Origin of the sequence: Pelistega europaea, assembly GCF_013133775.1 — a bacterium.
Classification (GTDB): domain Bacteria; phylum Pseudomonadota; class Gammaproteobacteria; order Burkholderiales; family Burkholderiaceae_B; genus Taylorella; species Taylorella europaea.
In genome coordinates this window covers 43,695-67,960 of sequence record NZ_JABGBO010000009.1, presented here as the reverse complement: position 1 = coordinate 67,960, position 24,266 = coordinate 43,695, and the positions used below count along the sequence as shown (strand labels likewise).

Genomic DNA, 24,266 nt, shown 5'->3' with positions numbered 1-24,266 from the left:
GTTTTCTTTATAGTTATCTATAAAAGCAGTGAAGTAAGTGTGGTAGCAGGATTACAATCGATACCTATTCGCCATGCTACTTTGTAGGTCTCGGATAAACCTAAACGCCTCTTTTAATACCCTTGTATTTAGCGTATTTAACTCTGATGGTTTTATCTCATTACTCAACTCAGTGCCAGCTTGCTCCAATTCAAAATGGTGTCGCATACGTAGCAGCTGAATAAATAAAAATGTCTCTATACATCCTTTAATTTGTTTTTCCGTGAAGCCTGATTTATCTACCACATCTTTAAACCGTTGCACAGTATTCGTTGCTGTAGAGCCATGTGCAAGAGCAAGGAGACGGGCAATGTCGACAAGTAGGGCAGCACCGTTGATTTTCAGATCAATCGCATCATTATGATTGGTCGTAAAGTCTTTGATTAATCCTAAAGGAGGGCGATTTGAGAGTGCATTTTGGCATAGAAAGCGTAAGAACATCTTCTGTGTAGATACTTGTTCACATAACCATGTGCGTAATTCTTCTGCAAGACGAATATCTCCTGCAATACCTCTAAAATCAAAGAAAATGGTGCTATTTAAAATTGCCTGTGGTTCGGGGGTATTCATCCATTTGCTAAAGCGTTGACGCCACTCTACCGTGCTGAGACACCATTGTGGATTCATCGCCATGATATTACCTTTGCATAGGGTAAAACCAAGAGTATTTAAGTCATGGTTTACTTGGTGGGCAAACTTAAGTAGGATTGCACGATGTTCTTCGCGGTTATCGGTATCTTCAAAAATAATACCATTATCCTGATCAGTGTAAAACATTTGTTCTAGTCTTCCCTCTGAACCCATAGCCATCCAGGCAAAACGGATATCCCTGACTTCAGGGAATTGAGCTATCCCTAAGGAGATGACTTTCTCAGAAATTAAGTCGTTTAATGTTGAAATAATGTGGGTCAACTGACCAATCGCTACCCCTTGAGCCATCATATTTTTGGTCAGTCTTTTAATTTCTTTTTGGCAGTCTTTAAGAGTTTCTAATTGGGTTGCTTCCTGAATTTGGATACTCAATTCCCGTAAGCCTATGCGTTGCAGTGAGAATAAGTCCCTCTCAGAGACAACACCGAGTAAGACTTGGGTATGTGGATGGACGACAAGGATATGACGAAAACCATGTTTTGCCATAATCAACGCAGCTTTATATGCTAAATCATCACGTGATAAGGTGATGGGATTAGCTGTCATATAGTCTTTAATTGGTGTGTCTAGGTTAACTTGAGGAATAGTGATGCGACGCAAGACATCATGTAGAGTAAAAATCCCCACAGGCTGTTGTTGAGGATTGACAACTACCATCGAGCCAATACCTGTGCTATCCATAGTGTTTAATATGTCACGTATTGGGGTATCAGGTGTACAAGAGTAAATGTTTTTGCGAATTAGCTCACCGAGCGGTAGAGATAAAGGTTGTTGTTCTTGGTCACGAGTGGCATATTGGCTTTGGATAATGCGTTTGGATTCTTCTAATAATATGGCTACGCGGGTTTCACAGAAATCTTTAAATACTTGTGACCGCTGGCGTAGTTCATGAAAAACATGGTTGGATATTTGATAAACAAAACAGTCTGTGCTTGCGATAAATTGGCTGAGATTAGGGGAATGGGAGAGCAGTGGTCCTACAGGAAAGCCTTCTCCTTCCTCAAACTCAAAGGCATTTTTGTAAAACTGGTTTTCTCTGGCTTCACGATGCCCTTCTACAACACCTTGTTTCACAATAAAGAAGTATTCGGGTTCTGTGGTTGTATGGTTAAGCACGACTTCCCCTTGGGCAAAGTAGTTCACCTCAATATGCTCAGCAAGAAAAGTCAGGGAGGCAATATCCATTTTTTGATAAGGCATAAACTGTTGTAGGTGGTTTATCGTCGTGCGAATAATGTCCATGTCTAATCCTCTGTGGTGGGGAGCTATTTATTTGTTGTTATTGATTAATAAATCGGTTTTTTTCAGTGTGGGGTGTATGAACTACGTCTAATACAGTAGGGCTACATGTGTTTTATATTAGGTGGATTTTTGATTTAAAAAAACTGGTATTTTTACTGATTTAATCAGTGAGATAGCAGACAGATGTTGTTCAAGACCGTCAATTTCCACGCTTATATAAACGGATTTAATTAGTGAGATAGGAGATAGGTGTTATTGCACTTTACTATCACGGATTTGTGCTTTGCCAGTGGTTTGTCCGTATAGGTATGATTTTCTATAGGGGGTATATGTTTCACCTAATAAAAAGTATTTAGCCTAAGGCTCGGTAAAGAGATAAGATGTGTAGATTTTAAGTTGCAAAATTACTCAGTATTACTACTAATTTCTATCGAAAAACCCTCAAAAATTACTAGAATTTTCCCTAATTTTTGCAAAAAAAACTTGTCGTTTTGAGTTTCTTAAAAGATACTAAGTTTGTCGTTTCTATTAACAGAAATAAATTCAATTTTCTTTAAAACTTAACTCTAGCAAAAGAGGAGACAACATGAGCGACAATCAAAAATCTATTGACCATAGTGGTTATTGGAAGGCAACCAAACAGTTGCTATTCTCAATTCTAGTTGTATGGTTCCTGTGTTCCTATGTGGTAGGCATTGTCTTTGTGGAGTTCTTTAACCAGTTTAGTCTGGGTGGATATCCATTAGGATTTTGGTTTGCTCAACAGGGTTCAATCTACATCTTTATCGTGCTGATTTTCTTCTATGCCAAGAAGATGAGCGATATTGATAAGCGCTTTGATGTGCATGAAGAATAGGAGAGAGGATCATGGATTTACAGACGATTACTTACTTGGTAGTAGGGGCAAGCTTTGCTCTGTATTTAGGTATTGCATGGTGGGCTCGTGCAGGGAGCACTAAGGAGTTCTACGTGGCGGGTGGTGGTGTGCCACCAGTTATCAATGGTATGGCAACTGGTGCAGACTGGATGTCAGCTGCATCATTTATTAGTATGGCTGGTCTTATTGCCAATATGGGGTATGGTGGTACTGTATTCCTTATGGGGTGGACTGGTGGTTATGTGCTATTAGCGATGTTGCTTGCTCCATACTTGCGTAAATTCGGTCGTTTTACTGTACCAGAGTTTATTGGTGATCGCTTCTATAGTAGCAGTGCTCGTACAGTCGCAGTGATCTGCTTGCTATTAGCATCAGTGACTTATGTGATTGGTCAAATGACAGGTGTAGGTGTAGCGTTCTCTCGCTTCCTTAATGTGTCTAGTGAAACTGGTATCTATATTGGTATGGGTATCGTGTTCTTCTATGCTGTGTTTGGTGGCATGAAAGGTATTACCTACACTCAAGTTGCTCAATTTATCGTATTGATTTTGGCATATACCATTCCTGCTCTCTTTATTTCTCTAAACCTTACTGGCAATATTATTCCGCAGATTGGTTTGGGAGGTACTTTGGTAGATTCTGGAGAACCATTCTTGCATCGTCTTAACCAAGTAGTGACTGACTTAGGCTTTAGTGAATATACAACAGCTTTTGCAGGCAGTAAGTTAAACACTTTCTTCTATACTCTATCATTGATGGTTGGTACAGCAGGCTTGCCTCACGTGATTGTACGTTTCTTTACTGTACCTAAAGTGGCTGATGCACGTAAATCAGCTGGTTGGGCTCTTGTATGTATTGCGATTCTTTATACTACAGCCCCAGCAGTAGGTGCTATGGCTCGCTATAACGTACATGCAACAGTCAATGCTAACGTAGCTAAAGGTGGTGATTTATTTGCTCCAGAAGCAGCCTTGCATTTTGATGCGAAACCTGATTGGATGCAACGTTGGGAGAAAACTGGTCTATTGAAATTCCAAGATAAAAACGGTGATGGTTTAATCCAATACTATAACGACAAAAACACAAATCCTGAGTTTGTCGCTAAAGTAGAAGCCGCTGGTTGGAAAGGATCAGAGATGACCGTAAACCCAGATATTCTTGTATTGGCTAACCCTGAAATTGCTATCTTACCTGATTGGGTTATTGCATTGGTAGCAGCAGGTGGTTTAGCTGCAGCGTTGTCTACGGCAGCAGGTCTACTGATGGCAATCTCTTCTGCAGTATCACATGACTTGATTAAGAGTGTGATTAAACCAGATATTAGTGAGAAGAATGAACTTCTTGCAGGTAAGATTTCCATGGCTGTGGCGATTGTCTTTGCAGGTTGGTTAGGTCTTAATCCTCCAGGGTTTGCAGCAGGTACTGTAGCGTTAGCATTTGGTATTGCAGCATCTAGCTTGTTCCCTGCAATTATGATGGGTATCTTTAGTACTAAAGTGACTAAACAAGGTGCTATCTGGGGTATGCTGTGTGGTGTTGGCATCACGTTATTCTACGTGTTTGCTCACAAAGGTATCTTCTTCATTGCAGGTACTTCTTACACAGACCTTATCGGTGGTCCTAACTCATTCTTTGGCATCTCTCCAGAAGGGTTTGGTGCAGTGGGTGCTATGGTGAACTTTATCGTTGCGTTTATCGTAAGTAAAGTGACACCAGCTGTTCCTGCAGAAATTCAACAACTGGTTGAATCTATTCGTATTCCACGTGGTGCGGGTGCAGCACATGATCACTAATTAAGTGATGGGGAGGGAGATTTTTCCCTCCCATTTAAAGCTGATTTTATTCAGTAAAAGAAGCTAGTTAACAATGTATTGATTTTGTCTGTGTTATTTGAGAGTGTTTATGTGGATGTTGTATAGCATCAGGTTAGCAGACTAGATTCAAAAGTGGAGAATGTTGTTTATTAAGAGCTTACTGAGTTTTTAATAAAAAATATTTGAGTTATTAATCACCGAGTAATGATCATTTGATGAGTGAGATAAAAGGGGACTATGATGGCATTTTATGTAGATCTTGTACTGACGTGGATTTTGTTTTTAGCACTTTTTCCTATTTCAGGATTTTGGCTTTATCGTGCTTATCGTATCGCTGTAAAAAAAGACTATTCTGTGGTTGCCCTTAAAAAGGGTGTTCCTGCATTGAACCCTCGCAAATTTGCCATTCCTGATGTAATTTTACATGTGGTGGCAGCATCACTATTGCTCTTTACTATTTATGGAGTGGTAGTCGAAGCGTGGTCTTATAACACATGGACAGCATTGGCGGGTAGTACGATTTGGTGCAAGATGATGTTTAGTTTTGTAATGGGACGGCATGCACACCCACCTGTACGCAAGAAGCCCGCATAGTCTTCTATGAATTCTCTTTAGTTTAATAAGCCACTTGTTAATTGTGCTTGGTGTTTAAAGAAGGTGAAATGATACCTAGCACCATATCAAAGAGGATAGACCTATGTAAAGATAAGGGAGTTAAACGCCCTCAAACCAATTTAATACAGCATTAAGCCCACTGTAGTTGATACTAAAGCGGGCTTTTTGTTGAACAATAGGTTTCGCACGGTAGGCTACAGAATAGAATGCCTTTTCCATCATTAATAAATCATTAGAGCCATCACCCATTGCAATGCATTGGGTGGCATCTGCTTTCTCGCGAGTAGCTAAATCCGCAAGGTAGTCTGCTTTGGCTTGAGCATCTACGATATTACCAAGTACTCTACCAGTAAGGTAACCTCGTGCATCAATTTCTAAGGTATTAGCATGAGTCTCATAAAGACCTAGACGTTTTTGAAGGCGCTCAGTAAAGAAAGTAAAACCACCTGAGACTAATAGGGTCTTAATTCCTGCTTCATGGGCCTTGCGTAGCAATAGTTCAGCTCCTGGATTGGGTGCAAGTTTTTCTAAATAAACCTGCTCAAGGGCAGAGGCAGGTACACCTTCTAGCATAGCAACACGGCGGTGTAGACTTTCAGAGAAGTCTTTGATTTCACCACGCATAGCAGCCTCGGTAATTGCGGCAACTTGTTCTTTGCGGCCCGCCATCGCAGCGATTTCATCAATACATTCAATATTAATCAAGGTAGAGTCCATGTCCATTGCCAAGATACGGATATCTTGCCAATTAGTTAAACCATGGGGGAAATAGGCAAAGTCCACGCGTTGTTGAGTTGCCCATGTACGAACATCATCTACTAGTGTGGTATCTATATCGACTAGCAAACCGCAATGAGCACCTTCTAAAATCAACTGATTGGCATTCGCCAGTGCTGCTGCTTGTTCCATCAAAGAAAGGGAAAGGGCAGGAGCTTGGAGAACAATACTAGGGGTGGACATGACAAATTCCTTCGTGATGACAGCAAACTTAATGGAAGCATTTTAACATGGGGGCAGCGGTAAAACAGATAAAAGAAAGTGAAAGCAGCTATCCATTGAAATGATATTGAGCTAGATTGTTTTCTACCCCAAGACTGTATTGAATGCTTAATCAGACATGCCATAAAGAGGATTGATAATAGCTTTAATACTATGGAATAAGGTAAATAGCTGATAAGGTAGACCAGTAAAATCTACAGAGCATAGATGACGCCAGTATTATGGTTTATCGTTGATAGAGGACTCTTTGAGGCGGATAGAATGACAAGCAAACAATGCCCAACAGAGAGGTGTTATTTTCCTTTCAACGTTTTTAGTAACTGACGAATACTTTCTATGCGTTGTGCAATATCTGGCATATTTTTCAGTTCAATGCGTAATTTATCAGGTCCTTGCAGGCGGATACCGCGATTTTTCTGAATGAGCTCAATAATTGTTACTGGATCGATTTTATTATTTTTCTCATCAAAGACAAGTAGGGCATTTTCTTCACTAATATCAATCTTTGTGATACCCAAGTCTTGAGCAATAAGACGTAGCCGGTGGGTTGCCATTAGCATGATGGTTGCCTCAGGAAGTTTACCAAAACGGTCAACAAGTTCCTCCTGAATTTGAATCAAGTCATCGTTGTTTTCAGCATGAGAGAGGCGTTTATAGATAGACAAACGCATGTTAATATCAGGGCAGTAGTCATCTGGTAGCAAGGCAGAGGTATGTAAATTGACCTCGGTTCCAAGATCAAATGGTGATTCTAAATCAGGTTCTTTTCCTGCTTTTAAAGCCCGCACAGCACGATTAAGCATATCTGCATAGAGGGTAAAGCCTACTTCTTGAATATTTCCTGATTGCTGATCTCCCAGTACTTCCCCTGTCCCTCGTATTTCAAGATCGTGCATGGCAAGATAAAAACCTGATCCGAGCTCTTCCATAGATTGAATAGCTTCAAGACGTTTCTTTGCTTGTGATGTAATTGCATCTTCTCCAGGTGTGAGTAAATAGGCATAGGCTTGGTGGTGTGAACGTCCTACGCGACCACGTAGTTGGTGTAATTGAGCCAGTCCTAGTTTGTCTGCACGATGAATAATGATGGTATTTGCACTGGGAACATCAATCCCTGTCTCAATAATGGTGGTGCAAAGCAAGATATTACAACGCTGATGATAGAAGTCTTTCATGACTACTTCCAATTCACGTTCGTGCATCTGTCCATGTGCTACACCAATTCGAGCCTCGGGAATTAATTCTTCTAAACGAGCTTTACGGTTATAAATAGTATCGACTTCGTTATGTAAGAAATAAACTTGTCCACCTCGTTTTAATTCACGTAAGACCGCTTCGCGAATGGTGCTGTTATCTTCACGACGCACAAAAGTTTTAATGGCTAAGCGTTTTTGTGGTGCGGTAGCAATCACTGAGAAATCACGAATACCCTCTAGCGACATGCTGAGTGTACGAGGAATAGGAGTAGCGGTGAGAGTAAGAATATCCACCTCAGAACGTAATGCCTTAAGGGCTTCTTTCTGACGCACACCAAAACGATGTTCCTCATCAATGATAACCAAGCCTAATCGTTTGAAATGCACATCTTTGGAAAGGACTTTATGTGTCCCGATAACCATATCAACAGTACCGTCCTCTAGCCCTTTTAATGTTGCTGTAGTTTCTTTGCCAGTACGGAAACGTGAGAGCTCAGCAATTTTTACTGGCCAATCGGCAAAACGATTAACGAAAGTTTGTGCATGTTGTTCTGCAAGCAGGGTTGTTGGACAAAGCATGACCACTTGTTGACCATTGGCAATACAGAGAAATGCTGCACGCAAGGCGACTTCTGTTTTACCAAAGCCCACATCACCACAAACTAAGCGATCCATAGGCTTATCACTTGTCATATCTTGGATAACAGCATTAATGGCTTGGGCTTGATCGGGCGTCTCTTCAAAACCGAATCCTGCTACAAACTGCTCATAGTCTTGTAATGGCAAGTTAAAACTATAACCTTGGCGTAACGCACGTTGGGCATAGATATGAAGCAACTCTGCAGCGGTATCTCTTACCTGTTTGGCAGCCTTTTTGCGAGCTTTTTCCCATTGCCCTGAACCAAGTTTATGTAATGGTGCTGTCTCTGGATCCACTCCTGAATAACGTGAAATGACATGTAGTTGAGAGACAGGGACGTAGAGTTTGCTATCACCAGCATAGTCAATCTGTAGCATCTCTACAATATCACCATTAATTTCCATATGTGTAAGACCGCGATAGCGTCCAATGCCATGTTGTACATGAACAATAGGGTCTCCTTCCTGTAACTCAGCCAAGTCACGTACCATCGCATCCACATTGCTATGTTTTTCTTGCTGACGTCGACGACGTTGTGACTGACTAACACTCTCTGGGTAGAGGTCATTTTCGGTGATGAAAAGCAACTTTTGTTCTGGTAAGGCAAAGCCTTTTTGCAAAGGTGCTACAGCCATTACAAAGTCTTCAGGTATTGCTAGAAATTGATGAATGGTATCGACAACTTTAGACGGGCGTAGTTGATGCTCTTGCAAAAGTTGTAATAACGTTTCACGGCGACCAGCAGAGTCCGTGCAGAGCAAGACTTTCCATTCATGACTATTCAAGACTGTGCTGAGATGTTGAAATGGCTGTTCATGACGACGTAGTACCGCAACTGTTGGTGGGGTAGTAATATCCGTGCTAGTTTGTGTATCATCAAAACCAAGACGCGGGTGGGATTTTAGGGCAGTGTAAAACTGCTCTTGTGAGAGGAAAAGTTCTTCAGGAGCAAGGATAGGACGCTCTCTATCTGTATTGAGAAAACGATAACGATTTTGAGTATCTTCACTAAACTCGCGGATAGCTTTTTCTCCATCGCCTACGGTGATGCAAATGCTATCAGCAGGCAAATAGTCAAAAATAGTGGCAGTTTGTTCAAAAAATAAGGGTAGATAGTATTCAATCCCTGCAAAGCTGATGCCATTACCAACATCTTTATAGGGTAATGCACGTGATGGGTCACCCTCAAAATACTCTCGGAATCTAGCCCGGAACTGTTGACGTGCCTCTGAGTCCATTGGAAACTCGCGACCAGGGAGTAGATTAATCTCATTGACAGGATAAATACTGCGTTGTGTATCGACATCAAAAGCGCGGATAGAGTCAATCTCATCATCAAGTAAATCAAGGCGATAAGGTAGTGCTGACCCCATGGGGAAAATGTCAATAATACTGCCACGCACACTAAACTCACCAGAGGTGGTCACTTGGGTGACATTGGTATAGTTAGCCAACATCAGTTGATTTTTTAAGGCTTGCTCATCTAACGTAGCTCCTTTCTTAAATGAAAAAGTAAAAGCTGCTAGGAAAGATGGTGGAGCTAATCGGTACAAGGCAGTAGTGACAGGAATGACTAAAATGTCTACTAGTCCTTGGCATAGCTGATTAAGTGTTTGCAAACGTTCAGAAATTAAGTCTTGATGGGGAGAAAAAGCATCATAGGGGAGTGTCTCCCAATCTGGAAACTGGTGAATTTTAAGATGTGAAGCAAATAGACGCATCTCTTCAGTTAAGCGTTGAGCCTCTAAGGGGTCCGCACAGAACACTGTTAAACATTTCTTGGTGTAGTCTGCCAGCTGTGTTATCCATAACGCATCGCCAGAACCAACAGGTCTAGCAATGAGAAATTTTTGACCAGATTTAATAGCGTGGGAGGGTAGATGGATGAGACTCATAAGTGATGATAGTAGGTGATGCTGTGGTTAAATTTCACCAGATAAAACAAAGGAAAATTTTAACATACTAGGTATTTGCTTGACGTATTTCTGTGTGTTAGCAAAGTTATCTACTTAATGGTAATATAGCCAGCATGATAAAAGAAAGGGTGATATAGGTTTGATGAAGTTAGATTTTCCTTATCCTACTATCCGTGCAGTTATTCCTGCTGGTGGTGTTGGCTCAAGAGCGGCTGCTATGGTCAATGGACAGGCTATTCCAAAGCAATATCGTCTGATTAAAGGGCAATCTATGTTGTGGCATACCGTGCAAGCACTATTGGCTCATCCTGCGATTGAGAGTGTGCATATTGGTGTGGCAGCAGATGATGATTGGATTTTGCAGCAAATATTACCTGAGCATTGTTATATTCACCGGACAGGCGGTGCTACACGGGCTGATACCGTACTAAATACAATAAGCACCTTGCCAAATGAGGGATGGGTGCTTGTTCATGATGCTGCCAGACCAGGGCTTCCCCTTGATGCGTTAAATCGATTGATAACAACGTGTTTGTCTATGGATACAGGAGGAATTTTAGCTCTACCTGTTGGAGATACGGTGAAGCGGCAGCAACGATTGTCAGAGAAGCCTCTTTCAGATATGACGACAAATACTACTGCAATGTATATCGATGAGACTGTGAGTCGTGATGGTTTGTGGTTGGCTCAAACCCCCCAACTTTTTAAAAAAGAGCTATTGGAACAAGCATTAAGAGTGGCTCTATCTCATGGATTTGCAATTACTGATGAGGCTAGTGCTATTGAGTTTGTAGGGGAAAAAAGTCTATTGATAAAAGGACATTGGCGTAATCTGAAGGTGACATGGGCAGAAGATTTTGAACTGGTGGAGTCTTTTTTAACATAGGACTATTTCTTTAATTGGGTTAATAGTAGACTCCTTGAATTTGGCAGTTTACTGTCGGGTTTAGCAGTTTACTGGGAAGTAAACTCTGATAAGTTGTAATCATTTGAAGGTATATCAATGGGAATGAATTTTCGTGTAGGGCAAGGGTTTGATGTGCATGCGTTGGTAGAGGGGCGTCCTCTGATTTTAGGGGGGGTGACTATTCCCCATACGCATGGGTTGATGGGGCATTCTGATGCGGATGCCTTACTTCATGCAATTACAGATGCAGTGCTGGGAGCGGCTGGTCTAGGTGATATTGGACGCTTGTTCCCTGATACAGATCCTCAGTATAAGGGGGCGGATAGTCGGGTATTATTAAGAGCTGCTTTTAAGCGTGTTCGCGAGGCTGGTTGGTTGGTGGTCAATGTGGATGCGACAATTCATGCACAGGCCCCCAAAATTATGCCTTATGCACCAGCGATGGTGAGTAACATTGCTACAGACTTGCAAATAGAGGAAAGTGCGGTGAATGTTAAGGGAAAGACCAATGAGCATCTAGGCTTTTTGGGGCGCAAAGAGGGGATAGCTGCAACAGTTGTGGTACTTCTTTGTAAAGATGCATAGAGACCCCCTTGGAGAGCACAAACCCCAAGGGGAGGAAAGAGATTACTTGCCTTGAGCTGCAAGCACTTGAGCTGCCGCATTGACGACAGAAGCAATACGACCCACATCTTGTAGTTGCTCAGTGGTCATGCCTTCTGCCTTGGCACCCTCATAGTGGGCTTTAACGCAGAAATGACATTTACCAATAATAGAAGCGGCTAAACCAAAAATCTCAAAACGTACTTTTTCAATGCCACCATGTGAAGCATAAGCATTCATGCGTAGTTTTGCTGGTAAGGTTCGAAGTTGCTCATCCCCAGCCATTTCAGTAAATGGATAATAGGCATTATTCATACCCATTAATGCAGCTGCAGTAAGTACACCATTTATATCTTCAGGGCTTAATCCTAGTTTAAATTGCTCAACAAGGAAAGGGCTTTTGGCTGCATAAGCAGCTGCTAAAGCAACACCTACGGCGTCTGCAGGGGATAAAGATGAGCGAGCAATAGTGCCATCTAAGTTTAAACGAATATCTTTTGCCCAATCAGGGATTTCATTTTTGATGGTTGTTAGAAATTCCATAATAATTCTCCGATGACAGTGACAGACACTTCAGATGGGGTAATTTCTGTAGTGACTACACTATGTTATGAGGTATAAACCTAATTTTAGGTAAAAAGAAACCCAGCCATATAGCTGGGTTCTCTCATGCTATATGTTTAATCTATAAATAGATTATAGTGTTGCACCACCAGCTGCACGGTTGCATGGGCAAAGTTCATCAGTTTGTAGACCGTCTAGAATACGTAAGATTTCTTCTGGGCTACGACCAACGTTCAAGTTGTTTACAGAAACGTGTTGAATAACGTTGTCTGGGTCAACAATGAAAGTTGCTCGTAAAGCAACACCAGCTGATTTCTCACGAACGCCTAATTGGTCAACTAAAGAACCAGTAGAGTCAGAGAATTGGTAGTGACCTAAACGATCTAGGTCTTTGTGGTCACGACGCCATGCTAGTTTACAAAATTCGTTGTCTACTGAGCCGCCCATTAATACAGCTTCACGGTCTTCAAATTCTTTAGCTAGTTTGTTAAAACCAACGATTTCTGTTGGGCAAACAAAAGTAAAATCTTTAGGATAGAAGTAGATAACTTTCCATTTGCCTGGGAAAGAACTTTCAGTGATGTCTTCAAAAGCTGACACACCGTTTTCTTCGTGATTGTTGAAACCAGGTTTAACACCAACTACTTTGAACGCTTCTAATTTATCACCAACTGTTTTCATAATAAGTTCCTTTTTAAGTTAATTAAGTGGTTGAGTCGTTATGACTTAACTTCACCATAACGATATTCTAAAGCTATTAATTAATTTCGTCTAATTGAATATTTCTATTGTTTCTTAAGGGAATTTCTATTCGACATAAGAGACCGCAGGGTTTATTGGGTAAAAGGCTTAATGAACCACCAAACTGTTTAAGTAGGCGTTCACAAATTGCTAAGCCCAGACCTGAACCGTTGGTATCAGTACGAGCCTGTTCACCTCTGGAGAACGGTCGCAAAATACGGGCAATTTCTTCGGGAGCCACACCTACACCATAGTCCATCACGTCAATGTGAATTTTTAGATGGTGACGATATACCCGTAATTCAACCCTTATTTCCCCATCTTTTGTTTTACCATAGCGACGAGCATTCTCAATAAGGTTGCTGACGACCCGTTTGATATTGCCACCTGTGAAATCTGCATATAACCCCTCTTCAATAGAGTAGGTGAAAGTACCATTTAGGCTAGCTGTATAAGATTGCTCAAGCTCACACACCCGTCTGAGAGTCTTGCTAATGTTGATAATCTGAGGAGAAGTCGAGGTGACAGGGCGGTAGTACTCCAATAATTGGTTAATACAATGGTTTACCTGCTCCAAATCCTCATCAATAACTTTTTGAGACTCTTCGGGGATATGACACATTTCAATCTCAAGACGGATACGTGCCAGCGGGGTACGCAAATCATGAGAAATACCTGCCAACATCACTTGTCGATCATTTTCTGCTTCTTTGAGATCATTAACCATGTGATTAATATCTTTGAAGAGATTACGTAATTCGTGGGGGCCCTTGTCTTCGGGAAGTGGTTTAGGAGCCTCGCCTCGACCAATGGAGCGAACAGTCTGTGAAATCTGTTTAAGTGGCTTATTAACAAGTAAAGCAACAATACTTGAACCAATGAGAGAGAGTAATAGAATAATGGCACTCCAATAAATCCATTCTTGTTTTATATCAAGTGCCTGATAACGAATGAGCAACCAGTATTGCTCATCATCTGGTGTGTCTAAACTAATCCAGAGACCTCCCTCACCATTGACCGATTTAGCGATAACAAGATTCGGGTCATGAATGAGGTTCTTCCTGATGCGGTTAGAGACTAGTTTCCAGAACTTTGTGTTGGGTATGGGAACAAAGGTATCTGTAGATTCTCGGGGGAAAACTTGAGTATCACCAATGGTCACCAATTCCATGATGAGGTCAGCATGTTTTTCTGGTGGTGCAAAACGGAACGCTCGTTGAGTAATGTAGTAGGAGGTAATGGCTCTATCGGCGATTTGGGTGGCACGGGGTGCTTGCTGAGCCAATAAAAAGATGAATAGCCAAACCGATAGGCTTGAAAGTAGTAAAGCAAAAAGAGTTAGGAACACTCGGCTGAATATTCCTAACTGTATTTGATGCTTGAGTTTATCAAATAAAAGCTTAACAGGATTGGCAATCATAACAAAAGGTTATTGCTGCTGGACTTGTTCGTCTGCATTAGGGATAAAGACATAACCTAACCCCCATACGGTTTGGATATAGATAGGTTTTGCAGGGTTTGGCTCAAGTAATTTGCGTAGACGAGAAATTTGAACATCCAAACTACGGTCAAATGCTTCGTATTCACGACCACGAGCAAGCTCCATAAGCTTATCACGTGACATAGGATTGCGAGGATTACGGGCAAAAACCTTAAGAACAGAGAATTCTCCTGTAGTGATAGGTAGGATTTCGCCATTTTTCATTAATGTGCGAGTAGATAAATTAAGTGTATATGGACCAAAACGAACAATCTCTGCTTCGTGGCTAGGTGCACCGGGATGCTCTTCAACTTGTAAACGACGAAGTATCGCATTGATACGAGCGAGTAATTCGCGAGGGTTGAATGGTTTAGTAAGGTAGTCGTCTGCACCCATTTCCAAACCAAGAATACGGTCAATATCTTCAGACTTTGCTGTGAGCATAATGATAGGGGTTGTATCATTAGCACCGCGCAAGCGTCGGCAGATAGAAAGACCATCTTCACCAGGTAACATAAGATCTAATACATATAAATCAAAAACTTCGCGCTGAATAGCTTTAGACATCTCTTTGCCATCTTCAGCAGTGTGCACAGTGAACCCTTGTTCAGATAAATAACGTCTGAGTAAATCTCGTAGACGGACATCATCGTCTACAACGAGAATTTTGCGAGGAAGAGAAGAGTTGGATGCGTTCTGTACCATAGAAATCTATCCTTGTTAAAATTTTTATGCGAGCTAAATGTGTAATGAAAGTGAATAAAAAAGTATAGTTAGACAAGAGTGTAATAAAAAACACTTCAAGCCACTAGTTTCACATTAATGTAAATGTTACATAAAAACCTACCAAATTTCTATGAGATAAAGCGAAAAAAATTTAAATTAGTAATAAATTGAAATTTATCAGCAAAAAAATGCATGATATGGCAAGGCGTTAGTGAGTCTTGCTACAATAGTGTCCTAGAAAAATGGATGAGGTCTTACTGTGAATTTGATTGCTATAGAAAATGCAGCGGATGGAGCGAGCGTAGCACTTTTACAATCCCATTTGAATCAACAAGACGTTGATTTGTCGAATTCAAAAAAGAATTTAGTGACTTCTCAACCAACAGATGGCATTCGTGTGTTTTATCGTACTTCTGATGAGGGCGGGAAAAATGCAGAACAAGTCTTACCAATGCTAGATGAGATATTGGCAGAATCTGGATTGTCAAAGCAGGATATCCACGGCATTGCGTTTTCCCAAGGACCAGGAGGGTTTACAGGGTTGCGGGTAGCTAGTGGGCTGGCTCAGGGTTTAGCATTGGGGCTGAATATCCCTATTGTCCCAGTTTGCTCTTTAGAGGCAAGTGCCGTTTTAGCACAGCATTGTCTCTCCGATGGTTTGATAGTAGTGGCATTAGATGCTCGTATGCAAGAAGTTTATTTGGCTGCTTATGAGGTCAAACAAGGGAAATTATTAGACCAACCTGTATTAAAACCTCTATTAATACAAGCCAAAGATGTCGTTTCATGGATACAGCAACAACTGCCTCGGTGGTGTCTTTTACATAATTGGGCACCCAAAGATTTACAAGTTTGTCTTGCTGGTAATGCTGTTAGTGAGTATAAGGATTTATTTATTTTGCCAAATGAGCAATGGCACATTGGTGCAACAGAGTGGGCACATGCTGATACTTTAGTAAGGATGGCTTATCAACGCATACAAACCCAAGGTGATTTCCCCAATTATGAGATTGATGAGCTTGCTCCTTTGTATCTGCGTGATAAGGTAGCTTTTACGACCGTGGAACGGGAGTCAGGTCTAGGAGGTAATCCGCAGATTGCTTTGCCTATATTGTCAGAACTAGAGCAAGCACAACAAGCATTTGCAAATGAGTTGCTGGCACAGGGGTATTGGATTCGCCCTCTTAAAAGAAGTGATTTGCCTGCGGTACTGGCAATAGAACAAAAGACACAATATAACCCTTGGAGTGAGGGGATGTTTTTTGCGGCGTTTATGCATGTGAACTATCATAATTGGGCATTGGTAGATGGGGATGATCAGGTTGTGGCATTTGCAGTTCAGATGATTGATCCTGATGTTGTGAATCTCATGACGATTTCTGTTGCTCCAGCTTATCAAGGACATGGATTGGGGAAATTATTATTAAAATGGTTGGAGTTGTTTATTGCAAGTCAAGCACAAGGTCCATATTTACACTTGCTTGAGGTGCGTGTTTCTAACGTGGTAGCTAGAACCCTGTATGAGAGTATGGGGTATGAGCAGATAGGGATACGCAAAGGGTATTATGAAACCGAGGGTGGCCGTGAGGATGCGCTTGTTTTACAGAAAAACCTCGAAAATCTGTACACAGCCTAAATAAGGCTTCTAAAATGAAGACTGTTCTACCTTGTCATGCATTCGAGATGAATGGGCTTAAGGCTTAATAAGTTAGGTGATATTTTGTCTATGAATAACTTTCCACAACATACTGCCTCTAATGGTTTATCACTCTCATCTGTACAAGTCTTATGGCTCAAAGAGTTGGGCGTGACTATGTTGTGGGGACGAGAGCTGCAAGAGAACAAAGAGGAACCAGTAGCCTCAGAAGCACAGGTAAATCTCGATGCAGCTACTTCTCAGCAGACAACAGTGACTACTCCTTTAGGAGCCATACCGTCATCAACTTTGGCAACATCCACTGCCATTTCAGCAGAAGTGGTGTCATCAGAGAAAATGACTCCAGCAGCAGTAGCACCAAACCAAACAGTTGCCCCTAGTGGTGTGTCATCGGTATCAGACTCGGAAGTTAGTCTCATCAAACGAGGTTCTCCTGAGGGGAGAGTAAAAGCTGGACGCCCTGTTAGTCAAGAGCAAGCACGTGCCATTCAGACCATTCAGAAGGGGTTTGAACAATTATCTCGACAATCTTATCGTACTTCCTCTCCCGCTCAACCTGGTGCCATGCCGACTGTACAAGTGAATTCATGGGATGAGTTGGTTCAGTCAGTATGTCACCAATACCTGCAATGGGGGTGGGTACAGGATGAGCGTGAGGTGCTTGTGGGGCAAGAAGGTAAAAAACCACTGGATATATTAATTATCGAAGAGATGCCAGGAGCTGAAGATGCCTTAGAGGGGCAAGTATTTGCTGGTGCAAGCGGAAAATTATTGGCAAACATGTTGGCTCCTTTAGGAGTGGCAAAAAATGATGTTGCTATTACCAGTTTGTTTAAGTTTCATGCCCGTGATGAGAACATCCCTGTTTCGTATGCCATTCCTTATTTACAAGCACAAATTCAGTTATTACAACCTAAGTGTATTTGGTTATTAGGGACAAGAGCTGCTCAATCATTTCTGCAGCAGGACAACAGTACAATGGATGGTTTGCGTATGCAAGAGTGGTTTTATCCCCTTAATGAGACGCAAAAAATCCCAGTGATTGTCAGTCATCACCCTAGTTTATTGCTTATCAACCCTTCCTTAAAAGCAGATATCTGGACTGACCTACAAAAAATCCTTCCCTATATCAAGGGATAAATGATATTAATAGGATAATTAACCGGATTACACTATGAAACCTTGCAAAGACACAAGGTGAAGATTGCATGGTCTATACTAAATTTATTGTGCTTTGCCATGACCTGTGTCGCCAATCTCCGCAAACGCTTGAGGGTATTGACGTTGGTTGTACTTGCTCCATAAAATCACGACAAACATGAGTATAGCTACTGATGTGCCAAAAATGACAATAATGGTGTTGATATGTAAGCCTGAATGCACCATAAAGCCATAAATGGCAACCATGAGAAGGATGTTAAGCTGCTCGTTAAAGTTTTGTACAGCAATAGAATGTCCAGCTGAAAGCAACACATGTCCACGGTGTTGTAGTAAAGCATTGAGCGGTACCACGAAAAAGCCTGAAAGTGCTCCTACTAAGATGAGTACAGCACATACAGCCCATAGAGATTTCACAATCACCATAAGCATTACACATAAACCCATGATAACACCGACCCAGAGTACAGAGAGTGATTTCTCAAGGGAGACTTTACCAGCCAATACTGCTCCAATGATAGTACCAATAGCAGCTACTCCCATAAGATAAGAGGCTTGAGAAACTTCAAGTCCTAGATGATCAATACCCCATTTAAGAACAACTAATTGGATAACGGCACCTGCTCCCCAGAAGAGGGTAGTTACTGCTAGTGAAATTTGCCCTACCTTGTCGCGCCAGAGAATACTAACGTATTTAGCAAATGTATTGATAAGCACGATGGGGTTCTTTGGTTGTTTGGGGTAAACAAAATAGGTGCGAGGGATGAGCAGGTTACAGACGGCTGCCGCAATATAGATGACACCAATAAGCATCACAGCAATTTGTGCGGGTGCATCTCTAAATGGGGAAAATATAGGGAATGATACAATCCAGTTAGTGAATTTAGGGGCAATAAGAAATCCACCTAATACAAAACCAAGGATAATTGACAATACTGTCAGACCTTCAATCCAGCTATTGCCTTTGACCAAGTCTTTTGGGGGGAGTAGCTCAGTAACAATACCATATTTAGCTGGTGAGTAGGCTGCTGCACCGATGCCCACTAAACCATAGGCTGCACAGATGAGGTAGGTTTGTAGTTCAGGATTATGGTGAGCCATAAAGCCTGACACAAAAATCCATAGACAGCCAACGATTTTAATAGAGTTGGTCACAAACATGACACGACCTTTGGGGAATGAGTCTGCTACAGCACCTACAAAGGCTGCTAGTACGACATAAGCAGCAGCAAAAGACCATTTAAGCAGTGAGTCCAACCAATCTGGTCCTGATAGTTGATCAATAAGTGCGATAGCAGCGATAAATAAGGCGTTGTCTGCAAGCGATGACAAGGCTTGCGCCACCATGATTGTATAAAAACCTTTTTTCAAAACCAGTACCTGTCTATAAGTAAGAGGGTTTATCTACGCCGCCATAATGAGCAATCGCAGGTTGAACCAAAACAACCATTATAAGCGATTATTTTATCTTGTATCAAAACATATTACATTGCTAGGATAATTTGCTAAACTTCTCTTTTTTAACCCTTATTCCATTGAGTTTACTGTGCGTTTAACCCAAATTAAATTATCAGGTTTTAAGTCGTTTGTTGATTCTACAGTGATTCCTGTACCTAGTCAGTTGGTTGGTGTCGTAGGGCCTAATGGCTGTGGTAAATCGAATATTATTGATGCCGTACGTTGGGTATTAGGAGAGACCAAAGCCTCTGAGCTACGAGGCGAATCCATGCAAGACGTGATTTTTAATGGTTCAGGCAATCGTAAACCAGCTGGTCGTGCAGCCGTTGAGTTGGTGTTTGATAATTCCGATGGACGTGCAGTAGGTCAATGGAGTAGTTATGCTGAGATTGCTGTTCGTCGAGTATTAACACGAGATGGAACTAGTAGTTATTTTATTAATAATCAACAAGTGCGGCGTCGAGATGTGCATGATATTTTTCTAGGGACTGGTCTTGGTGCTCGTGGTTATGCGATTATCGGTCAGGGAATGATCAATCGTTTGATTGAGGCAAAACCCGAGGAATTACGCGTTTATCTTGAAGAGGCAGCAGGGGTATCACGCTACAAGGAGCGACGTCGTGAGACAGAAAATCGTCTTGCTGATACTCGTGAGAATTTGCTACGTGTAGAAGACATTCAAACTGAGCTTGAAAAACAACTGACTAAGTTAGAAGCTCAAGCGGAAGTTGCTGCACATTATCGTAGCCTACAAGACGAGGGTGAAAAAAAGCAATTAGCTCTTTGGTTAAATCGTGAAGAAAATGCCTTGCATGATCAGCAACGCAAAAATGCCGAGATTGAAGCAGCACAGACAGAGTTGGAAGGTGCGATGGCAGAGTTACGTGCAATTGAGAGTGAAGTGGAGTCTCGCCGTCAGGAACATTATGCTGCAAGTGATGCTGTACATAAGGCTCAAACACATTATTATGAAGCCAATACCCAAGTAAGTCGTCTGGAGGCAGAGATTCGACATGTAGTGGATGCACGTCAACGTTTAAATACACGAAGAACTCAATTAAATGCCAAAATCCAAGAGTGGCAAGAGCAATTTAATCATTGTGAGGAGCAGATTACCCATATTGAAGAAGAGCTGGCAATGGGGGTTGAGCGTTTGGAAGATGCAAAATTGCAAGAAGAAGAATACCGAGGTCAGCTGCCTGATTTAGAGGATAAAGTGCGTGAAGCGATTAAAACACGAGAACAAATCCGTCAGGTGTTATCAGGTATTGAACAAAACCTTGCACTCATTGGACAACAGCAACAGGATATTAATCGTCAGCTGCAGGCATTAGAGCTGCGTAAAGAGCGACTTGAAAAAGAAAAAAGTGAACTAGATGTTCCTGACCAAGAACAATTAGAAGCCTTGAGCATGGAGCGCGAAATGGCTCAAGAAAATCTCGAAGAGGCACAAGCAAAACTTCTGGAAATTGAGGATAAACTGCCTGTTGCAGAACAAACACGCCAAGCAGCCCAGCAACGCGCACAACAAGAGGCACAACAACTGTCTAAATTAGAAGCACGACTAAATGCTCTGGTTGCATTGCAAGAAGATGTTCAGTCTAAGGGGGCGATAGAGCCGTGGCTGCAGAAAAATGATTTAACTCGCTTCCCTCGCTTATGGCAGTCACTACAAGTTGATACCGGTTGGGAAATAGCAATAGAGTCTGTACTACGTGAACGTATTACCGCTTTGCAGGTACACCATCTTGATATGGTTGCTGGCTTTGCTTATGACCCCCCACCTGCGCGATTGGCTTTTTATAGCAAACTACAAGCAATTTCAGACAGCGCTTCGACTGACATGATTCCAGGATTACAGCCCTTAAGTAGTTTGGTACGTGTGGCAGACGCTGACTTGAAATCATTAGTCATGCAGTGGTTGGCAGGGGTCTATGTTGCACCAGACTTACCAACAGCCTTGAAAATGCGTAGTCAATTACGTGATAAAGCCTATTTTGTGGTGAAAGAGGGGCATCTTGTGGATGCATATGGAGTGTATTTCTATGCAGCGGAATCAGAACAAGCTGGTATGCTTGCACGTCAGCAGGAAATTGAGAATCTACGTAAAGAGATTCGTGCAGCTCAATTAAAAGCAGATCAGTCTACGGATGAAGTGGTGCGTGCTGAGCAGGCTTATCAACAAATAGCCAGCACTTTGCCTCCAGCCCGTCAACGAGTAGCAGATTATACACGCCGAGCTCATGACATTCAGCTTAACTACGCTCAACTGCAAAGTCGTATCGAACAATCTCACACTTTAAGTAAACGTCTGCATGATGATTTAGAAGATGTCAAAATGCAGATGGAAGAGCTAGAGGTTCGTTCAGCAGAGTGTGAGGAAAAGTTTGAGCAGCTTGACTTGACTCTAGGAGAAGAGCAAACACGCTATGCACAAGCACAGATGGATGGCGAAGATATGGATGCTCAAGCAGAAGCCTTGAAACAAAAAATTCATGGTGCAGAGCGTCAGGTACAAGAAATAGGCTTTGCCCAACGTGGCTTGCAATCACGTATGGAAGAGTTAAAACGTAATCGTGATTTGTCTAAAAGCCAAACCGAGCAAGCGAAACTAGAGCTTGAGAATTTGGAAGCAGAATTATTTGAGTTTGATGAAGAAGCAACTCGTACTGGTTTAGAAGATGCTTTACAAGTGCAAGCAGAAAAACAAGCCTTATTAAATGAAGCACGTATTCAATTAGATAATCTAGAGGCGAGCTTGCGCGAAAGTGATGAGAAACGTTTACGTATTGAACATTCATTGGAGCCTTACCGTGCCAAGATTATGCAGTTGCAATTAGATGCACAAGCAGCACGGTTAGCTGTAGAGCAGTTTGCTGAGCAGTTGGCTTCACGTGAGGTTGATAGAGAAGCATTGCGTGCGGAAATCCGAGCGTTGGGAGATAATTGGCAGAAAGTGACTTGGCTACAGAGTGAGGTGCAACGCATTTCTCGACAAATTGATGCGCTAGGACCAGTTAATTTGGCTGCATTAGATGAGTTAAATGAGGCAAGACAACGCAAAACTTTCCTAGATGAGCAGCATAGTGACTTGAGCGAGGCGATTCATACATTGGAAGAAGCCATTCGCAAAATAGATAGAGAAACGCGAGAGTTGTTGCAAGATACTTTTAATCAAGTCAATCAGCATTTTGGGGAGTTGTTCCCTCGATTATTTGGTGGGGGAGAAGCAAAATTGCGAATGACTGGCGATGAAATTTTGGATGCTGGAGTCCAGGTGATGGCTCAGCCCCCAGGTAAGCGCAACAGTACGATTCATCTGCTCTCTGGGGGGGAAAAGGCCCTAACCGCTACCGCATTAGTATTTGCGTTGTTTAAATTGAATCCTGCCCCATTCTGCTTATTGGATGAGGTAGATGCACCACTAGATGATGCAAATACTGAGCGCTATGCTAACTTGGTTGCTAGCATGAGTGATCAAACACAGTTCTTGTTTATTTCGCACAATAAGATTGCTATGCAGATGGCGAAGCAACTTGTGGGTGTAACAATGCAGGAGCAAGGTGTATCTCGTATTGTGGCAGTTGATATTGATTCAGCAGTGCGGTTGATGGGGGATAACTAAAAAACGATGCATAATAGGTACAAAAAGGCTTCAAAATCCTTTTTCCTTAAGGAAAAACGTGAAAATAATAGCCTAACGTGCTGAATAATGTGTAAAATCATATCGTTTTGTTATCTATTTGGCTATAAAGGGCTTAAAATAATACTACACGCTCGCCATAATGGGTGATTGGTGGGGGTTGGTAGATTAAAGTGATACTTAAAAGTCGTTAGGGAATATATGTCAAGTCTGCAAATTAGTATCGTTATATTAGGGGTATTGGCTATCCTGGGTGTTGTTGCTTATAACTGGTTGCAAGAGAAGAAGGCCCAGCAACGCATCAGAGAGCAGTTCCCAGCATCAGAACACGATCCTTTGCTGCATGGTATGCATGCTATTAATCCGAGTGAGTCCAAAGAACCTTCATTTAATCTTGAAGAGGGGCAAGTTTCGGTCACCCAAGAACATGATGAAGAATCTCCTGATGCCTTGTGTGAGGCCGTTTTTGATATTCAATTTGTGATGCCTGTCTTGGGATCACAACTTATCAGCCATTTGCAATCTTTGCGTTCTGCTGGGCAGAAAGCAATTCGTTACTTTGCAACCACCTCTGATGGTTATCATCGTGCGCGTATTCAACCGTCAGAAATGTACAGTTCTGTACAGATGGCATTGCTATTAGCTAATCGCAGCGGTCCTTTGCGTATAGAAGAGTGGGACCGTGCAGTGGTATTGGCTGATAATATTGCACAGACTTTTGATGGTACGATTGAGTTGCCTAACAAAGAGGATGTACTTGCTCGTGCTGTGCAGTTGGATGAGTTATGTGCTCGTCTGGAAGCACAAGTTGGTGTCAAATTGGTACTTGAAGGTACGCAACCTGTTAAAGCAATTCTCACCATTGCTAATCGTCTAGGCTATAGTGAGTATGGTCGTGGTCATGTGAGACTACACGAGAATGGTAAGCCTATCTTTATGTTGTTATTAGGTGGTGAATTAAGTGCTGATGTGCGTTCAGCAGGTGTGGATTTTGTGGAGCTCCTTATTGATGTACCTAATAGCCAAGTAATTGATAAACCCTTTACTTATTTAGTGAAATGTGCTTATGAATTGGCTAAAGCACTTAATGCACAGGTGGTAGACGATCAAGGTCAGCCTTTAAATCCTGATAATCGTGCCATCCCAATGATGGATGAACAGCTCGCACAAGTCTATCAGGAGCTAGAAAATGATGGTCTAGCTGCTGGTTCTGAGCGTGCAGCACGTTTATTTAGCTAGTGTGTTTCTAGGTGAGTAATTCAAATTTCTCATTGTGTTGATTACCGACGCGTGATGCTTTATCCTAAGTATCACGCGTATTTTTTCATGGTGAAAGTAAC

At 41.9% G+C, this 24,266-nt stretch carries 17 protein-coding genes; 9 read left to right on the top strand and 8 right to left on the bottom strand.

Annotated features, from left to right (window positions below; all coding sequences use genetic code 11):
- Nucleotides 1–51: 51 nt before the first annotated feature.
- Nucleotides 52–1,932: a DUF294 nucleotidyltransferase-like domain-containing protein gene (locus tag HKX40_RS08680; protein ID WP_171589178.1), complete on the bottom strand. Its 1,881-nt coding sequence runs from the start codon at nucleotides 1,930–1,932 to the stop codon at nucleotides 52–54.
- Nucleotides 1,933–2,518: 586 nt separating this feature from the next.
- On the opposite strand from HKX40_RS08680, the gene HKX40_RS08675 reads away from it, so the two are divergent.
- The 3 genes from HKX40_RS08675 to HKX40_RS08665 all read left to right on the top strand — a co-directional run bounded on the left by HKX40_RS08675 (nucleotide 2,519) and on the right by HKX40_RS08665 (nucleotide 5,217).
- Complete coding sequence (locus HKX40_RS08675) at nucleotides 2,519–2,788, top strand: DUF4212 domain-containing protein (RefSeq protein ID WP_171589177.1); 270 nt, start codon at nucleotides 2,519–2,521, stop codon at nucleotides 2,786–2,788.
- Between the two features lie 11 nt (nucleotides 2,789–2,799).
- A complete protein-coding gene (locus tag HKX40_RS08670; protein ID WP_171589176.1) occupies nucleotides 2,800–4,602 on the top strand; it encodes a sodium:solute symporter family protein in 1,803 nt (600 codons plus the stop codon).
- 258 nt (nucleotides 4,603–4,860) lie between these two features.
- The gene (locus tag HKX40_RS08665; RefSeq protein ID WP_246233658.1) at nucleotides 4,861–5,217 is read left to right on the top strand and encodes a hypothetical protein; all 357 of its coding nucleotides are present in this window, start codon (nucleotides 4,861–4,863) and stop codon (nucleotides 5,215–5,217) included.
- A 120-nt stretch (nucleotides 5,218–5,337) separates the two neighbouring features.
- On the opposite strand, the gene serB is transcribed toward HKX40_RS08665, so the two are convergent.
- Together serB and mfd are read right to left on the bottom strand one after the other, a co-directional pair.
- Nucleotides 5,338–6,198 carry a phosphoserine phosphatase SerB gene (gene serB / locus HKX40_RS08660; protein ID WP_171589175.1) on the bottom strand — a complete coding sequence of 287 codons (861 nt, stop codon included), beginning with the start codon at nucleotides 6,196–6,198 and terminating at the stop codon, nucleotides 5,338–5,340.
- Nucleotides 6,199–6,530: 332 nt separating this feature from the next.
- Nucleotides 6,531–9,968 (bottom strand): transcription-repair coupling factor, encoded by a 3,438-nt coding sequence (mfd, locus tag HKX40_RS08655; protein WP_171589174.1) that lies wholly within the window; start codon nucleotides 9,966–9,968, stop codon nucleotides 6,531–6,533.
- Nucleotides 9,969–10,131: 163 nt separating this feature from the next.
- On the opposite strand from mfd, the gene ispD reads away from it, so the two are divergent.
- Both ispD and ispF read left to right on the top strand, forming a co-directional pair.
- The gene (gene ispD, locus HKX40_RS10755) at nucleotides 10,132–10,875 is read left to right on the top strand and encodes a 2-C-methyl-D-erythritol 4-phosphate cytidylyltransferase (RefSeq protein ID WP_246233657.1); all 744 of its coding nucleotides are present in this window, start codon (nucleotides 10,132–10,134) and stop codon (nucleotides 10,873–10,875) included.
- Between the two features lie 117 nt (nucleotides 10,876–10,992).
- A complete protein-coding gene (ispF, locus tag HKX40_RS10750) occupies nucleotides 10,993–11,481 on the top strand; it encodes a 2-C-methyl-D-erythritol 2,4-cyclodiphosphate synthase (RefSeq protein ID WP_246233655.1) in 489 nt (162 codons plus the stop codon).
- A gap of 42 nt (nucleotides 11,482–11,523) precedes the next feature.
- Here ispF and HKX40_RS08645 read toward each other — a convergent pair whose 3' ends face one another.
- From HKX40_RS08645 to ompR, 4 genes are all read right to left on the bottom strand, one after another.
- A complete protein-coding gene (locus HKX40_RS08645) occupies nucleotides 11,524–12,042 on the bottom strand; it encodes a carboxymuconolactone decarboxylase family protein (protein WP_171589173.1) in 519 nt (172 codons plus the stop codon).
- A gap of 153 nt (nucleotides 12,043–12,195) precedes the next feature.
- Entirely contained in the window at nucleotides 12,196–12,744 is a 549-nt protein-coding gene (locus HKX40_RS08640) for a peroxiredoxin (protein ID WP_171589172.1), read from the bottom strand.
- 76 nt (nucleotides 12,745–12,820) lie between these two features.
- Entirely contained in the window at nucleotides 12,821–14,224 is a 1,404-nt protein-coding gene (locus HKX40_RS08635) for an ATP-binding protein (protein ID WP_171589171.1), read from the bottom strand.
- Nucleotides 14,225–14,233: 9 nt separating this feature from the next.
- A complete protein-coding gene (ompR, locus tag HKX40_RS08630; RefSeq protein WP_171589170.1) occupies nucleotides 14,234–14,989 on the bottom strand; it encodes an osmolarity response regulator transcription factor OmpR in 756 nt (251 codons plus the stop codon).
- Between the two features lie 280 nt (nucleotides 14,990–15,269).
- On the opposite strand from ompR, the gene tsaB reads away from it, so the two are divergent.
- Together tsaB and HKX40_RS08620 are read left to right on the top strand one after the other, a co-directional pair.
- Complete coding sequence (gene tsaB / locus HKX40_RS08625) at nucleotides 15,270–16,646, top strand: tRNA (adenosine(37)-N6)-threonylcarbamoyltransferase complex dimerization subunit type 1 TsaB (protein WP_171589169.1); 1,377 nt, start codon at nucleotides 15,270–15,272, stop codon at nucleotides 16,644–16,646.
- 90 nt (nucleotides 16,647–16,736) lie between these two features.
- Nucleotides 16,737–17,807, top strand: coding sequence for a uracil-DNA glycosylase (locus HKX40_RS08620; RefSeq protein WP_171589168.1), 1,071 nt, complete (start codon nucleotides 16,737–16,739; stop codon nucleotides 17,805–17,807).
- A gap of 84 nt (nucleotides 17,808–17,891) precedes the next feature.
- Here the strand turns inward: HKX40_RS08620 and lplT are convergent, their stop codons facing one another.
- Nucleotides 17,892–19,196 carry a lysophospholipid transporter LplT gene (gene lplT / locus HKX40_RS08615; RefSeq protein WP_171589167.1) on the bottom strand — a complete coding sequence of 435 codons (1,305 nt, stop codon included), beginning with the start codon at nucleotides 19,194–19,196 and terminating at the stop codon, nucleotides 17,892–17,894.
- Between the two features lie 175 nt (nucleotides 19,197–19,371).
- Between lplT and smc the strand changes: the two genes are divergently transcribed.
- Entirely contained in the window at nucleotides 19,372–22,908 is a 3,537-nt protein-coding gene (smc, locus tag HKX40_RS08610; RefSeq protein ID WP_171589166.1) for a chromosome segregation protein SMC, read from the top strand.
- A gap of 219 nt (nucleotides 22,909–23,127) precedes the next feature.
- Complete coding sequence (locus HKX40_RS08605; RefSeq protein ID WP_171589165.1) at nucleotides 23,128–24,165, top strand: cell division protein ZipA C-terminal FtsZ-binding domain-containing protein; 1,038 nt, start codon at nucleotides 23,128–23,130, stop codon at nucleotides 24,163–24,165.
- Nucleotides 24,166–24,266: the final 101 nt, after the last annotated feature.

What these genes read in the sequence shown, in the direction of transcription:
- ispD (WP_246233657.1), top strand. Translation starts at nt 10,132, where the DNA reads ATGAAGTTAGATTTTCCTTATCCTACTATCCGTGCAGTTATTCCTGCT.
- HKX40_RS08635 (WP_171589171.1), bottom strand. Translation starts at nt 14,224, where the DNA reads ATGATTGCCAATCCTGTTAAGCTTTTATTTGATAAACTCAAGCATCAA.
- HKX40_RS08680 (WP_171589178.1), bottom strand. Translation starts at nt 1,932, where the DNA reads ATGGACATTATTCGCACGACGATAAACCACCTACAACAGTTTATGCCT.
- HKX40_RS08640 (WP_171589172.1), bottom strand. Translation starts at nt 12,744, where the DNA reads ATGAAAACAGTTGGTGATAAATTAGAAGCGTTCAAAGTAGTTGGTGTT.
- ompR (WP_171589170.1), bottom strand. Translation starts at nt 14,989, where the DNA reads ATGGTACAGAACGCATCCAACTCTTCTCTTCCTCGCAAAATTCTCGTT.
- serB (WP_171589175.1), bottom strand. Translation starts at nt 6,198, where the DNA reads ATGTCCACCCCTAGTATTGTTCTCCAAGCTCCTGCCCTTTCCCTTTCT.
- ispF (WP_246233655.1), top strand. Translation starts at nt 10,993, where the DNA reads ATGGGAATGAATTTTCGTGTAGGGCAAGGGTTTGATGTGCATGCGTTG.
- HKX40_RS08665 (WP_246233658.1), top strand. Translation starts at nt 4,861, where the DNA reads ATGATGGCATTTTATGTAGATCTTGTACTGACGTGGATTTTGTTTTTA.
- HKX40_RS08670 (WP_171589176.1), top strand. Translation starts at nt 2,800, where the DNA reads ATGGATTTACAGACGATTACTTACTTGGTAGTAGGGGCAAGCTTTGCT.
- HKX40_RS08620 (WP_171589168.1), top strand. Translation starts at nt 16,737, where the DNA reads ATGAATAACTTTCCACAACATACTGCCTCTAATGGTTTATCACTCTCA.
- HKX40_RS08605 (WP_171589165.1), top strand. Translation starts at nt 23,128, where the DNA reads ATGTCAAGTCTGCAAATTAGTATCGTTATATTAGGGGTATTGGCTATC.
- HKX40_RS08645 (WP_171589173.1), bottom strand. Translation starts at nt 12,042, where the DNA reads ATGGAATTTCTAACAACCATCAAAAATGAAATCCCTGATTGGGCAAAA.
- HKX40_RS08675 (WP_171589177.1), top strand. Translation starts at nt 2,519, where the DNA reads ATGAGCGACAATCAAAAATCTATTGACCATAGTGGTTATTGGAAGGCA.
- mfd (WP_171589174.1), bottom strand. Translation starts at nt 9,968, where the DNA reads ATGAGTCTCATCCATCTACCCTCCCACGCTATTAAATCTGGTCAAAAA.